This is a genomic window from Leptothermofonsia sp. ETS-13 (genome assembly GCF_049200465.1).
Taxonomy (GTDB): Bacteria; Cyanobacteriota; Cyanobacteriia; order Leptolyngbyales; family Leptolyngbyaceae; genus Leptothermofonsia.
In genome coordinates, this window is sequence record NZ_CP120836.1 from 1,374,575 (window position 1) to 1,389,050 (window position 14,476).

Consider the following 14,476-nt stretch of genomic DNA (forward strand, 5'->3'; position numbering starts at 1 on the left):
CACTTTTTTTATTCAGAGTTTGTTGTCATGATGGAAAGAATAGGGAACCTTCTACAAAGCGGGACAGTAATCCACACGTTGTTTGGGCATGCTGTGAAAATTGGGGCATCTGTGATGAAACGGTGGGCAATCGCGATCGGCATCAATCAGTACCATTTCTTTCAGCCCTTGAGCTTTGCTCAGCAAGATGCTCAAGCGATTCGGAATTTTTTGGTTAATGAGGCGGGACTTGCCCCAGAACAGTGTCTGCTATTAACCGATTACTCTCCACCGATCTGGGGCAAACCGACCTATCCTAATCGTGAAATCATTCAGAACTGGTTGAATTTACTATGCCAGCAGTATATCCAACCAGGAGATTCGCTTTGGGTATTCTTTAGTGGATACGGGGTTTGTAGCCAGGGGCAGGATTACTGGGTGCCAATCGATGGCAACCCCAACAATCTTGCGGCAACGGCAATTCCGGTAGAAGAAATTTTTTGCCGATTAAAGGCCGTTGCAGCAGAATCGATTCTGGTACTGCTGGATATGAACCGTAGCCAGAGTAGCTTACTTAATGAACCCGTTGGCGTACAAACAGCTCAATTAGCGAGTGACTTAGGGCTTCCGACAATTCTATCTTGCCAGCCTGGTCAGTTTTCCCAGGAAGCTCTGGCGTTAGGGCATGGTCTATTTACGGTAGGATTGCTGGAACAATTACGCAGTCAACCATCTACAACGCTGGCTGAGTTGGAGCAATACCTGGGCGATCGCTTACCTGAACTGAGTCAACACAACTGGCGTCCGGTCCAGCGATCGGTGGTGATTAGTCCAATCGAAAATCTGCACCAACCCGTCTTACCTTCAGCCAGTCCTTCAGGTCAGGATAGCGATCAATCATTCAATCCAGGAACCATAGTTCTTCAACAGTGGGTTGGAGGGGCGAGCATGACACCCTTAGAGGTAGGCTCCGCTGCGGCTGTCACTGCGTCCGAGTCGAATGTGATGTCTAATCAAACTTCGCCTCAGTTTAGAGATGACTCCCAGTGGGGAGTGAAACCAGAATTGACTTTTTCGTCTGCTACCTTTCTGGATAATCTGGAAGACTCGCTCCCTTCTAATCCGAACTATCCACCTCCTTCTGTCCTCTCAGAGAGTTATTCGAGCGTTGCCGAATCAGGAGAGAACCCTTCGCAGCCTTCAAAAGACCCGCTGGAGTCTTCGTCTTCTCCTGATAGTGCACCGGATGGCACAGAGGTCACTGAACTATTGGATGGGCGATCGCGCCTGTTTTGGGGTGGTGTTACAGTGGCTTCCTTACTTTTAATCACCGGGGTTTGCTTAAAACACTGGACCTCTCTCCAGAGCTCCCAGACTGTGGCACAGAAAACTCCAGCAGTGACTGCTCCCAATGGCTCCTCTGGCCAGGAACCAGCTATTGCCAGTTTACGAGCCTCTAAAATCCAACCTTCAACCATCGCCCAACTGCCCTCTGGCACTGCAAATGCGATCGCTACTCAATCAACATCCTCCCTTGCTCCAGATGCAAATCAATCTGCAACCGATAGCTGTCCAGCGTCTCCCCAACCCATAACTTCTCCCTCTCCTGCCAACTCATCTTTTACATCTTTTATTGGTTCTCAGTTTCCGTCGCTGGCTGCTTCAAATAATGGCACTGCCATTCAACCAGGGGTTGACTCTACCCGGCAGCTAGGAACCAGTATTCAGAAGCAGACACCCCCCATCGCCCCAGAAAAGAAAACTACCTTCAATCCGTCTTCTCTAGAAATTGCTAAAGCAAAAGTTAGAAAGGTGATGAATAGCGACCAGGCTTCTCCTTACTGGTTTGCGATTCAGGAAGCCAGTCAGATTAAGCCTGATCAGCCCGACTACGAAGAGGCACAGCAGGAGATTGCTAAATGGAGCCAGAACATCCTGGATATTGCCAACCGACGTGCCAGCCGTCGAAAATTTGACACTGCCATCATGGCAGCAGCATTGATTCCCCAGGATCAACCCGCTTTCATAAAGGCTGAACAAGCTCTAGATCGATGGTGCCCATCGCTGACAAAACAACCGATTAGAAACCGTGCCCAGCGACGACAGGCAAAAGCAATCTGCGAGCAGGTGTAATTTGGCAAGAGCGAGCAGGATGGATGGGTAGATAAGTGGATCAGGTAATGGGTTGATGGAGTAACCACTTCTTCAAACTCTCACTTTCCATCCCCTCTAATAATTACAACGGTAGTCATTATGGTTAGGACGGGGTGCAGGGGTTCCACCCCTGGCTGGGGGCGAAGCCCCCACTCCCTCTCTAATTCCAATGTCCTAACGCACCCGCGTAGAGCTATACTAACAACTTTGCTTAAGGGGAATCTTGATTGTGAACTCGGTGCCGTGGTTGAGTTGAGATTCGCAGTGAAGCGTTCCTCCGTGTCTTTCAGTCACAATTTGATAACTAATCGATAGTCCCAGACCAGTCCCTTGACCGACGGGTTTAGTGGTGAAGAAGGGGTCAAAGATTCGTTCCTTAACTTTTTCTGGAATTCCAGGACCGTTATCAGCAATTTGGATGACGACGGACTCGCCATTAGTTTCTTGAGAAAGATGAGTACGAATGGTAATTGTGGGTGACAGTCGGCAGGCAGCAGGCAATAGAGGATTTCGTTGGCTGTTGTCAGATTGTGTCTCTTCTTCTGGCAGCAGGTTGCTGGGTGTTTCCTCTTCTAGCCCATCGTTTGGTAGGTGGGACTGCTCCTCCAGGGCGTCGATCGCGTTGCTGAGGAGGTTCATAAACACCTGGTTAAGTTGTCCGGCGTAGCATTCCACCAGGGGCAAGTCGCCATATTCCTTGATCACCTCAATGCCAGGATGTTCGGGTTTTGCCTTCAGCCGATGTTGCAAGATCATCAAGGTGCTGTCGATGCCTTCATGAATATTTACTGCTTTGACTTCTGCCTGATCAAAGCGGGAAAAATTTCTCAGGGACAATACAATCTGTCGGATGCGGTCTGCGCCGGTCTTCATGGAGGATAGAATTCTGGGCAGATCATCAGTTAGAAAGTCTATGTCGATTTCCTGGGCGTGATCGCGAATTTCGGCAACCGGGTCTGGGTAGTAGTGCTGGTAAAGCTGCAAAAGCTCTAACAGTTCCCTGGTGTAATCAGTGGCATGGTTGAGGTTACCGTAAATGAAATTCACTGGATTATTGATTTCATGAGCAACCCCAGCCACTAGCTGACCCAGACTTGACATTTTTTCTGTTTGAATCAGATGGGTTTGGGCTTGTTTCAGGTTATGGAGCGTTTGGGCCAGTTGTTTGGCCTGCTGTTGTGTCTGGGTCAGAAGTTCGGTTTGCTGTAGGGCAACACTGAGCTGGTCTGCAATTTGAACCACAAACTCAATTTCTGATGGCTCCCACTGCCGTGGTCCTGAACACTGATGAATACACAGCAGTCCCCACAGGTTTTCTCCCTTCAGCAGAGGCACCACCAGCTTTGCTCGTATCTGAAATTGGGAAAGGATCTCAACCCGATAATTGGGTAGACCACTGGCATGAATATCGGCAATGGCGTGAACCTTTCCCTGTTTGTATCTGGAAATAGATTGTTCTTCAACAAACCAGCGATCGTGAGTGTTTTCCAGAAGAATCGAATTGAAGGGCGGCAGGACATCTTCGGAGACGATTTCACCAGCATTGCAGTCTGCTTCTGGATAGAAGCGGAATACGATAGCGCGATCGGCCTCTAGCATTTCCCGTACTTCCTGAACCGCTGCCTGAATGATAGTGTCAATATCGAGGGATGCCCGGATTTTGGCAATGACCTGAGCCAACGATTTTTGCTGCTCCGTTGCTTTTTCCAGTTCCAGCGTGCGGTCTCGAACCTGCTGTTCCAGTCTGGCATTGAGAGACTGAATTTGTTGATAGAGTTGATGCTGCTGGATTGCCATGGAAAAGTGTTCACCCAGCGCCTGCGCCAGTTCTAAATCGTTTCCGGTCCAATTGGGAGGCTGCCCCTTTTTGGATTCTTTCCAGGCTGCAAAGGAGTTGCGCGGTTTTAGCTGGCGTTGATCAGGGTCAAAATGGCCTGCCCACAGTTTTTCGGTATCGACCTCGTTGCGAAAGATACTGAGATAGCCCAGAAACTGCTGATGGTATTGCAGGGCGATCACTAGAACACCCCGGATGGAAGTTGAGCGAAAGAGGGCAGCCAAGGTACGCAGTTCTGGCTGTTTATAAAAATCTGCGATCGCCCAGATCCGGGTTCGCTCTGAGGGTTTTGCCTCCGGTGAGAAGAAAGTTTGCCAGGAAGAGAGTTGTTCAATTGCCGGGTTGTTAGCGTCCAGGGCTATGGGCTGTACACCTACACTCAAACTCTGAGAGGGATGGTTTGTCTGATCAGCAATGTAAAGTCTGCCTCCACTGCCTTGAAAAGCCGTAATGGTTTCCTCCAAAGCCGCCTGTAAGGGGATGTCTGGCTGGGAGTGAAGTAAGGCGGCAATGCGGTTGACAGTTTTCTCACGCTCGGCCTGCTGACGGGCCTGGGATAGCAAGGCTGATTGGGCGATCGCCACCGAAACCTGGTCGGCCACTAATTGTAGGAATTCCAATTCTCGCTCTTCAACTCTACGGGAAATAGCATTGTGAGATACCAGTAATCCCCACAATTTTTCGTGATGCATTAAGGGAACAACCACTGACGAGTTGACTCCCATAGCCGTCAGGTATTCGACATGGCAGGGATCGACGGGTCGGTAAATTATTTCCTTGAATTGGCTGGATTCTCCATCTTTAGTCTGAGTGAGGGGACTGAGCCCGATTTGCCGCGAGTTGACATCCACAATAGATCGCTGACGGGCTTTGACAAACATTTCGCGGGCATGGGGGGGAATGTCATCGGCTGGAAAGTTTAAACCCACTAAGGAAGGCAGGCGATCGCGATTTACCGATTCCGCAATCACTTCTCCACTACCATCTTCAAAAAAGCGATAGATCTTAACGCGATCTGTGCGCAGGTAAGACCGCACTTCCGCAACCGTTTCATCGAGAATTTCTTGCAACTCCAGAGATTGGCGAATCCGGTTTACGATGTGTTGTAGTAAATTTTCCTTGTCCAGGGTGTAATTAAGTTCTGGATTTTCTGTGGAAAGTACCATCTGCTATCGGCTTCCAGGCTATGACGTATGAAATATCCTCATAGTGGGTTATCTACTTACGAATGGCATCCGTGAATTTATCACAAGACAGATTGCGTTTCTTTGCGTTTTTTGAAGCTATCCGAAGAAACGCTGAGCAACCAGGTAATTTTACGCATTACCGCAGATAAGCGACGGTAACGCCTGCGCCTCCCTCTGTCCTATCTGCCAGTTGATAGCGTTCAACCTGGGGATGCTGTTGTAGAAACGTGTGGACTCCCTGACGCAGCTTGCCTGTGCCATGACCATGAATAATCCAGAGAACTCCCGAATCATAAGCCTGAGCGATCGCTCGTTCAATCAGTGGTTCAGCATCGGCAACCCGGCTACCACGAATGTCGAGGGTGTTGCGAGATGTCCGGATGAGGGGGGTGGAAGTGGAGGATGAGTTTTGAATTTTGAGTTTTGAGTTTTGAGTGGGTTCTAATTCCTGGTTTCTTTCGATAGTTTTAATTCCAGCTTCACTGGTGGGGTGAGGGGCTTTAGCTTCGGGCTTTGGGTTCTTTACAGGTTTCTCTCCATCGAGTGATTCCACATTATCAAGGGAAACTGTCATTTTCATTAAGCCAAAGCGGACGGTGAGTTCGTCGTTGTCATCAGGGGCAGTGATGACCTCAGCAGTTTGACCCAGGCGCGGAATGCGGACGCGATCGCCCACCTGGGGCTGAAATCCTGGCTTGGGTTTGGGCTTTTGCCGTGAAGTCAATTGCTGCTGGGCAATATCATTGATAGCTTCGGTTGCCTGTTGCGCGGCCTGGGCAGTCATCGGACCTTGCTGCAACTGGCGAATCACTTGGGCAATTTCCCGTTTTGCTTCAGTGATTGCCGCCTGAACCGCTTGCTCCTGGGCTAATTGAAGTTCCTGCTCCCGCTCTTTAAGTGCTGCTGCTTTACGTGCAACTTCCTGATGCAATCGCTCAGCATTTTCCAGAATTTGAGCCGCCTCCTGGGACTTGACCTCCTGGCGACGCCGCTGGGCTTCCAAGCCGGCAATGACCTGGTTTACATCTTCTGTTGCTCCACCCACGTAGGATTGTGCCTGCTGTACAATTTCTTCCTTAAGCCCTAAGCGTTGGGCAATCGCCAATGCATTAGATCGACCTGGTATTCCCCACAGCAGGCGATAGGTGGGAGAAAGCGAAACATCATCAAACTCGACAGACGCATTCTCGAAGCGATCGTCCTGATACTTCAGAGCTTTCAGTTCACCAAAGTGGGTGGTGGCAATGGTGAGTCCGGCGTGATCTGCCAGATACTTGAGAAGAGCGATCGCCAGGGCACTTCCCTCCGAAGGGTCGGTTCCAGCTCCAACTTCATCCAGGAGGACGAGGGTGAGGGGGTGGGTGAGGGGATGAAGGGATGAGGGAATGGGGAGATGGGGGGCGTTTTGAGTATTAAGTCCTGAGTTTTGAGTTCTGAGTTCTGAGTTAACTCCTGGCTCCTGGCCTCTTTCTTCTTCCTTTTTCCTAGCCTCTGGCTCCTGGCTCCTGGCTCCTGGCTCCTGTTGAAGAGCTTCCAATATTCGACTAATGCGGCGGATGTGGCCGGAGAAGGTAGATAAACTTTGTTGAAGTGATTGTTCATCGCCAATGTCAGCCAGAACCTGATCAAACCAGGGAAGTTCGACAGGCTCACAGGCGGGAACGAATAGCCCAACTTTCGCCATCAGGACGGCTAGCCCTAATGTTTTGAGAGTCACCGTTTTGCCCCCGGTGTTGGGTCCGGTAATTGCAACCACTCGAATATGGGGCTGAATCACCAGATCGATGGGGACAACGGGTTTTCCCTGCTCGTGGTGTTGCTGCCAAACGAGGAGGGGATGGCGGAGTTGGCGAAGTACGATTGGAAGGCGTGGGGATTTTGGGGTGGAGGATTGCTTTGATTCCCCTGCCCACTCAATAAAACGGGGGGGATTTGCTTCTAGCCAGAGGGAATAGCGGGCGCGGGCGATTGCCAGATCAAGGGTAGTGGCGATCGCCAGTAATCGCTCTAAATCTTCCTGAACAGCAGCGATTTGTTCAGTTAAAGCCCGCCGGACAGCTTCTGATTCAGCTTCTTCCTGGCGTTGAAGCTGGCGCAGTTGATTGTTTAAGTTGACGGTTGGTTGAGGTTCTACATAGAGGGTAGCTCCGCTCATGGAGGTGTCATGAACAATACCGGGAATGGCATCTTTTTGGGGAGCTTTTACCGGGATGACGAAGCGCCCCTCTCGCTGGGTAATCAGGTGCTCCTGGATGGCATTTGCTTTGCGTTGCAAAATACCTTGCAGAATATCGTAGACGCGATCACGCAGTTGCCGTTGCTGCTCTCGAATGCTGGCAAGCTTGGGTGTGGCTCGGTCGGCAACTTGCCCCCGGTCGTCGATGCAACGGTGAATTTCCTGTTCCAATTCGGGGTAGGTGCGCAAGTCTGAAACTAGCTGATTTAATACTTCTAAGTCAGGCTGGTCATCAATGACGCGCCGCAGATTGCGCGTGCCTGCCAGGGTGGTTGCGATCGCCAGCAATTCCTCCCCAGATAATATTCCCTTTCGTTTTGCCCGCTCCAACGATTCCCCAATGTCAGTGATGCCTTCAAAGCTCAAGCCACGGGTAAGGCGGGTTTCCAGTTCGTAAACTTCCTTAGTCTGCGCCAGCAAAGTTTCCGTTTCGTCCAGGGTTGCTGGTATTTTGAGACGGCCAGCCGCGATCGCTCCCAACTTGGTTGCAGCGAAGGTTGAGAGGTGCTGGCAAAGACGAGACCATTCCAAAAGTTCGAGCGTTTCAGCCTGAATCAAGTTTTATCAACCCCTGACACTACTCTTCCCATTCTAAAAGGATGAGGGGTTGGGAGTGAGCCTCCCTTTTGCGCCGCTTATTTGACACAAGCTGCAATCTGGAAGACATTACCGCTCTTACGATGCTCCAACGGGCAGTCGTTCCAGGGCAGGTGAAGCGCCTTTCTCAAAAAAGTTCAGCTTGATCAGCCCGAAGCCGTTCCGTCATGAGTTGAATCTGTGGTGATGAACCTCATCCAGGTTGAAAACTGGAGATTTCCCTAGAAAAAATGCAGGCTTCTGGAGCGACGGGGTTTAGTGCCCACATCCCAATGATTTTTGAGTGGTCAATGGTGAATGTTTCTACTGTTTTTCTTCCCTTGTTCTTCTCGATTCATCCTTACCTTATACAGGTATAGCAGTCCTAAATCAGTCGTGAAATTGAGAGGCTTTGTGAGAAGGAGTCTCTGCGGAGTTCATTCTCACGGTCCAAATATAGCTATAGCCACCAGGCTTAGGACAGTGCAGGGGTGGAACCCTGGCTCTGGGGGCGCAGCCCCCACACCCCCTTAAAACCAGTGTCCTAAGCAACCTGGCGACAGCTATAGGATCGCTATGGTTCCCAAAGAATCAGGAAGGGTGTCCGATGAAGGCAAAATACATTACTGGCTCGGAGTTAGAGTTGATTCCTGACCTGTTACCTGAGATTAAATCAACCTGGTTCCCAATTAAGTTGTGGTTAAGCAAGATCTGGAATTTGATCATAGATGCTTTAACAAAAGAACCTGAATTACAAATTCGGGAAGTTCAAGATGGTGCCGGTAATATCTGGTGGTATATATACGATCCGACAACTGACCGCGCAGCCTGGCTAGATTCTAAAAACGAAGTCCGGATCTGGATTGAAAAAAATTACAGGTAAGGCGACTGAAAAGCTTTGCCTCATTCAAGATGTGCTTTGGCTTTCTCTGTGAGAATGCACCGCAATTCATTTGCAATCTCTCAAGAGCCTGAAGAATGAAGACTAAGATACTCAACTATCAGTAAGTAAAACTTGTTGCAGGTTCTGTGTCAACGCCAGGGACAATTCTAAGTCCTGTTAGTATTCTGAGCCGTTCGAATTGGCAATGCGATCGCAAACATTGTACACGTGGATTATGAACCAAAAGTGTGAAAGAGAAAGAATCACAACGGTAACCTTTACTGGAGAGTTTACGACCCAACTACCGGACGTACAATACACTTCGCCTCAGAAATGGAAGTTCGCGTCTGGTTTGAGCAACACTACATGCGTTTTTTCGATTAAACCCAGAGTTACAGCTAGTTTCAAATGCATAAACCACTCTTTAATCCCCAGCCCCTAGCCCCTTAAGGAGTGTGGCTAACTCAACTGAAAAACCCTGTAAATGGGAGGTTATTCACCATGAAAAAACAAACGGCATTTCTTTTCAGTCTGCTGGTGGCGGTTGGACTGGCAACAGGAGCAGTTGAATCCAACAGGCTGGCGATCGCGCACCAACCTGATACTCACCATGCAAAAGCTGATGAACCTGGTTCCCACAGAGCTCACAAACCCTACGCACCCCTATATAAAAACCTGGGCAACTACCATCACCCCATTTCCACCAGGAATCAGCTTGCCCAGCGCTACTTTGACCAGGGGTTGACTCTTGCCTATGGCTTTAACCATGATGCCGCGGCCCGTTCTTTCAAGGAAGCGGCAAAGCTCGATTCCAACTGTGCCATGTGTTATTGGGGCATTGCCTACGTTCTGGGACCTAATATCAATGCCCCGATGGAAAAGGATGCAGTACCAGAAGCCTGGGAAGCGCTTCAAACTGCAATCCAGCTCAGTAAAAATGCCAGCGATAAGGAACGGGCCTATATCCAGGCATTAGCAACGCGCTATCCCAGGCAACATGTTGAAGACCGCAAACCCTACGATATCGCCTATGCCAACGCCATGCGGGAGGTTGCCAAAAAGTACCCAAATGACCTGGATGCTGCAACCTTATTTGCAGAAGCGTTAATGGATACAACGCCCTGGGACTATTGGGAAGAAGACGGGACGCCCAAACCAGAAGGGGTCGAAATTATAGCAACACTGGAAGCCATTCTGAAGAAGAACCCAAACCATGCGGGAGCGAACCACTTGTACATCCATGCTGTGGAAAAGGAGCGTCCTGAATTGGGTTTGCCTTCTGCCGATCGCCTGATGAAACTGGTTCCTGGCTCTGGGCATCTGGTTCACATGGCCTCTCATATTTACATTCGCACCGGGCGTTACCACGATGCGGTTCTATCCAATCAACTGGGGATTAAGGCCGATGATGAGTATGCAGCTATCTGTCATGCGCAGGGTATTTACCCTCTGGCTTACATGCCCCATAACCATCACTTCCTCTGGTTTGCCGCATTGATGACCGGGCAAAGTGAAGTGGCAATGAATGCTGCGATTCAAACAGCGAAGGTGGATCCAAAAATCATGCGTCAACCGGACATGGCTGGCTCATTGCAACACTACTACACCATTCCCATGTTCACCAATGCTCGCTTTGGTAGATGGGATGCCATTCTGGCACAGGCAGATCCTGACCCGGATCTGAAATATCCCAATGGGGTTTATCACTATGTCCGAGGGATGGCCTATTTGGCAAAAGACCAGCCCGAACAAGCGGTTCAGGAACTAAAACAATTACAGGCGATCGCGGCTGATCCCACCTTGAAAGACATCAAAATTTGGGGATTCAACCCCACTGCCAGTATTTTAGACATTGCAACTGAAGTGCTGTCGGGTGAAGTGGCTGTGAAACAGGGTAATTTTAATGCCGCGATCGCCCATCTGCAAAAAGCCGTCAAACTGGAAGATGCTCTGGTCTACACAGAACCTGCGGACTGGTATCAACCTGCACGACAATCCCTGGGAGCAATCCTTCTGCAAGCAGGGCGGGCCTCAGAAGCCGAACAAGTTTACCGGGAAGATCTGAAAATCTATCCCGAAAATGGCTGGTCGTTGTACGGGCTGGCAAAAAGTTTGCAGGCCCAGGGCAAAACCGAAGAAGCCCAGGTCGTGAAAAAGCGCTTCAAGGAAGCCTGGAAATATGCAGATGTGAAGCTGACTGCCTCACGATTTTAGGCGACTCTTTTTTTGAACCTGCCCCCTGCCCTCCTTCCTAAAAGGGAATGGGGAGATCTGGAAAGCCCCTATTTACGTCAGGAAAAGTTTGGAGAGAGGGCAGGAGCGATAGGGTGGGCAATGTTCACCAGCCTTAATTTTAAGACCACCAATTTTTGTCTCCAAACACCATCACTGAGAACAGACATGTTTACGAATGCAAAAACAAAATGGATGATTTACAAGGAATTGGAATTGATTCCTGATTCCGTTCCTGAACCGATTCGCATCTATCCAACGAAGGTACCATCCTGGTTTATCAGGATTTGGCAGAGGCTAGTAGATGCAATGGCTATTAGCAGTGAACCCAGAATTTGGCAAACCATTGAGGAGGATGGTAACGTCTGGTGGAATGTTTACAATCCAAACACAAGACACACTTTTTACATGGCATCGGAAGAAGAAGTGTTGATCTGGCTGGTTCAGCACTACGGTATTGGTTGATGCATCTGTATCAGGCGAGAGTCGAGAGGCAACAGGTGACAGGGCAGAAATCACAGGAGCTGCAAACAATGGACGATTCGCTTAAGCACCTCAATTCAATGAAAAAAAAGGTGGCATTGCTAGCCCTGTGTCAGGCATTGGCCATAACGGGGAACATCATTTTATTTACAATCGCAGCGCTGATTGGCCAATCCCTGGCTAGCGATAAATCTCTGGCAACCCTGCCTCTAGCTCTGCTTCAGCTTGCAAGAGTGACAGTCACGATTCCAGCATCGTTGCTGATGCGGCGGGTCGGTCGCAAAATAGGATTTATGGTTGGCATTTTGATTGGTTTATCGGGTGCCGGGATTGGAATCTGTGCGGTTCTAATCAATAGTTTCGTTCTATTCTGCTGGGCGGCAATTTTGTTTGGTGCTTTTAGTGGCTTTGTTGGATTTTATCGTTTCGCGGCTGCCGAAATTGCAACGGATGCCTTTCGTTCACAAGCGATCGCGCTGGTGATGGCAGGAGGCATTTTAGCGGCACTGACTGGTCCGCAATTAGCAACATGGTCAAAAGATTGGCTGCAACCTGCCAACTTTGCCGGATCGCTGGTCACAATTGCGATGTTGCAATTCGTCTCCTTGGGTTTGATGGCACTGCTGGAATTGCCGCCTCCAGCCAGGGAGGAGTCCCGGAGAAAAGGGCGATCGCTGCCTGTAATTCTCCGCCAACCCGTGTTTATTGTCGCAGTGCTGGGTAGTATGCTGGGCTACGGGGTCATGGTTCTGGTGATGACAGCAACCCCCTTGGCCATGATGGCAAACGCCCATCCGTTTCACGAAGCTGCAACAGTAATGCAATGGCATGTCCTGGGAATGTTTGCCCCATCCTTTGTCACAGGTTTTCTGATTGCCCGATTTGGGGTGCTGACGATTCTCACCTGGGGTGGTCTACTTAATCTGTTTTGTTTGCTGATTAACCTGGGGGGGACGGGTTTACTGAGCTACTCGGTAGCATTGTTGCTGCTGGGGATTGGATGGAATTTCCTTTTTATCGGGTCAACCACTTTGTTGACAGAAGTCTACACGCCTGCGGAGAAGGCTAAAACGCAAGCAATCCACGACTTCTTCATGTTTGGGTTTATTGCTTTTGCCACCATTCTTTCCGGTAGTGTGTTTCATAATGCTGGCTGGAAAGTTGTTAACCTGGCTGGAATTCCAATGGTTCTGATTGTGCTGATTGCGATCGCCTGGCTCCGACAACAGCGTGCCAGTGCTTTTGAGAATAGCATAGGTCAAAGGTTGACTTGAAAATATTCCTCTCAATTCTCTTGATTCCCTTTTCATTGGCGACACTACACGCAATTACTGTGTCTATTTAGGAATAATCATGACTCGTCAACGTTGGACTTCGAAAAGTGTATTTGTGATGGCGGCTGTGGGTTCAGCCGTTGGCCTGGGTAATGTATGGCGCTTCCCCTACTTGGCTGGAAAGTACGGTGGAGGAGCCTTTCTCCTTCCTTACTTGATCGCACTGTTTCTAGTTGGCGTCCCTCTGCTGATGCTAGAAATTGGTGTCGGACAAAAAATGCAGCAGGGGATGATTGGATGTTGTCGTAAACTGCATCCTGCCTTTGGTGGCCTCGGTATATTGGCTTCATTTTCTGCTTTTGTCGTGGTTTCTTACTACGCTGTTGTGATGGCATGGTGCCTGATTTATTTCTTTGCCTCGTTTTCTGGTGTGAAATGGGCAGGAGATGCTAAGAGCTATTTTTTCCAGAATGTGCTGCAAGTGAGTGATAGTGTCACCCATTTGGGAGGGATTAACGAGACAGTACTGCTGGCTCTGATTGCAATCTGGGTTTCGATTTACTTCTGTGTCTGGAAAGGAACAAAGAGTGTTGAAAAGGTGATTGCATACAGTGTGCCATTGCCGATCGCTCTGTTGACTGTGCTAATGCTGCGGGCAATAACCCTGCCTGGTTTTTTGGATGGTTGGAAGCTTTATCTCACCCCAGTCTGGAATGCTCTACTTGACCCTGTGGTTTGGAATGCTGCGTTTGCCCAAATTTTCTACTCTTTCTCGCTCGCATTTGGCACCATGATTGCCTATGGCAGCTATAAATCAGAGCAAGAAGATATTGGAAAAAGTGCCTGGACAACCGCATGGATTGATGTTTCGATTAGTTTGTTTGCTGGTTTTGTGGTGTTCGCCGTTCTTGGTTACATGGCGTGGCAAACCAAGACTCCTCTCACTGAACTGGCAGCATCCGGTCCAGGACTTGCCTTTGTCGTTTTTCCTGAAGCTCTAAGTTTAATGCCAATGTCCTGGCTTTTTAGTGCTTTATTTTTCCTGATGCTACTTTCGTTAGGAATTGATAGTGCATTTTCATTGGTTGAAACTGTGAATGCTACTTTTTTAGACAAGTATGGTCATTCCCATACTGTCAAAGTATCATTCTGGGTTTGCCTAGCAGGGCTAATTGGGGGCATTCTTTATACCACTCGTGCAGGGCTTTATTTTCTAGACATTGCTGACCATTTTGTGACGAGCTACAACTCGATCCTGGTGGGTATTCTGCAAGCTATTCTAGTTGGCTGGCTGTATGGTGCTGAGCGGCTACGGCGTTATATTAACGAGGTTAGTGACTGGCAGGTTGGAAAATGGTGGAATATTGCCATTAAATTCGTTGTTCCAGCAGTCTTGTTTGCGTTGTTGGCATCCCAGTTTTCTAAGGATCTGAGAACACCCTATGAAGGTTATCCTGCCTGGGCATTAGGAATTGGCTGGGCGATCGCCCTGATTCCAATCCTTTTCTTCCTGGTTTCCCTGGTAAAACATCAAGTCTTATCCTTAGCTCGTCAGAATTTGTTGATTGCATCAGGTGAGCGTAGAAGAGATTAAAAATTTATTTCTCTTCCCAACTCAGCAACTATCAACTCCCT

The 14,476-nt window shown here is 49.1% G+C and carries 8 protein-coding genes; 6 read left to right on the forward strand and 2 right to left on the reverse strand.

Going from position 1 to position 14,476, the window contains the following annotated elements:
- Positions 1-114 precede the first annotated feature (114 nt).
- Complete coding sequence (locus P4D80_RS06225; RefSeq protein ID WP_421658084.1) at positions 115-2,112, forward strand: caspase family protein; 1,998 nt, start codon at positions 115-117, stop codon at positions 2,110-2,112.
- A 219-nt stretch (positions 2,113-2,331) separates the two neighbouring features.
- On the opposite strand, the gene P4D80_RS06230 is transcribed toward P4D80_RS06225, so the two are convergent.
- Both P4D80_RS06230 and P4D80_RS06235 read right to left on the reverse strand, forming a co-directional pair.
- Positions 2,332-5,136: a GAF domain-containing protein gene (locus P4D80_RS06230; protein WP_421658085.1), complete on the reverse strand. Its 2,805-nt coding sequence runs from the start codon at positions 5,134-5,136 to the stop codon at positions 2,332-2,334.
- A gap of 157 nt (positions 5,137-5,293) precedes the next feature.
- Positions 5,294-7,951, reverse strand: a complete 2,658-nt coding sequence (locus P4D80_RS06235) for an endonuclease MutS2 (RefSeq protein WP_421658087.1) — start codon at positions 7,949-7,951, stop codon at positions 5,294-5,296.
- Positions 7,952-8,576: 625 nt separating this feature from the next.
- On the opposite strand from P4D80_RS06235, the gene P4D80_RS06240 reads away from it, so the two are divergent.
- From P4D80_RS06240 to P4D80_RS06260, 5 genes are all read left to right on the forward strand, one after another.
- Positions 8,577-8,852, forward strand: coding sequence for a hypothetical protein (locus P4D80_RS06240; protein ID WP_421658088.1), 276 nt, complete (start codon positions 8,577-8,579; stop codon positions 8,850-8,852).
- Positions 8,853-9,353: 501 nt separating this feature from the next.
- Entirely contained in the window at positions 9,354-11,066 is a 1,713-nt protein-coding gene (locus P4D80_RS06245; protein ID WP_421658089.1) for a tetratricopeptide repeat protein, read from the forward strand.
- A 186-nt stretch (positions 11,067-11,252) separates the two neighbouring features.
- Entirely contained in the window at positions 11,253-11,549 is a 297-nt protein-coding gene (locus P4D80_RS06250) for a hypothetical protein (protein ID WP_421658090.1), read from the forward strand.
- Between the two features lie 68 nt (positions 11,550-11,617).
- Entirely contained in the window at positions 11,618-12,841 is a 1,224-nt protein-coding gene (locus P4D80_RS06255; RefSeq protein WP_421658091.1) for an MFS transporter, read from the forward strand.
- A 79-nt stretch (positions 12,842-12,920) separates the two neighbouring features.
- A complete protein-coding gene (locus P4D80_RS06260) occupies positions 12,921-14,435 on the forward strand; it encodes a sodium-dependent transporter (protein WP_421658093.1) in 1,515 nt (504 codons plus the stop codon).
- The last annotated feature ends 41 nt before the right edge of the window (positions 14,436-14,476 follow it).

Bases quoted from the DNA above. Each gene is read 5' to 3' on its own strand.
- P4D80_RS06225 (WP_421658084.1), top strand. From the start codon at position 115: ATGAAACGGTGGGCAATCGCGATCGGCATCAATCAGTACCATTTCTTT.
- P4D80_RS06230 (WP_421658085.1), bottom strand. From the start codon at position 5,136: ATGGTACTTTCCACAGAAAATCCAGAACTTAATTACACCCTGGACAAG.
- P4D80_RS06240 (WP_421658088.1), top strand. From the start codon at position 8,577: ATGAAGGCAAAATACATTACTGGCTCGGAGTTAGAGTTGATTCCTGAC.
- P4D80_RS06245 (WP_421658089.1), top strand. From the start codon at position 9,354: ATGAAAAAACAAACGGCATTTCTTTTCAGTCTGCTGGTGGCGGTTGGA.
- P4D80_RS06250 (WP_421658090.1), top strand. From the start codon at position 11,253: ATGTTTACGAATGCAAAAACAAAATGGATGATTTACAAGGAATTGGAA.
- P4D80_RS06255 (WP_421658091.1), top strand. From the start codon at position 11,618: ATGGACGATTCGCTTAAGCACCTCAATTCAATGAAAAAAAAGGTGGCA.
- P4D80_RS06260 (WP_421658093.1), top strand. From the start codon at position 12,921: ATGACTCGTCAACGTTGGACTTCGAAAAGTGTATTTGTGATGGCGGCT.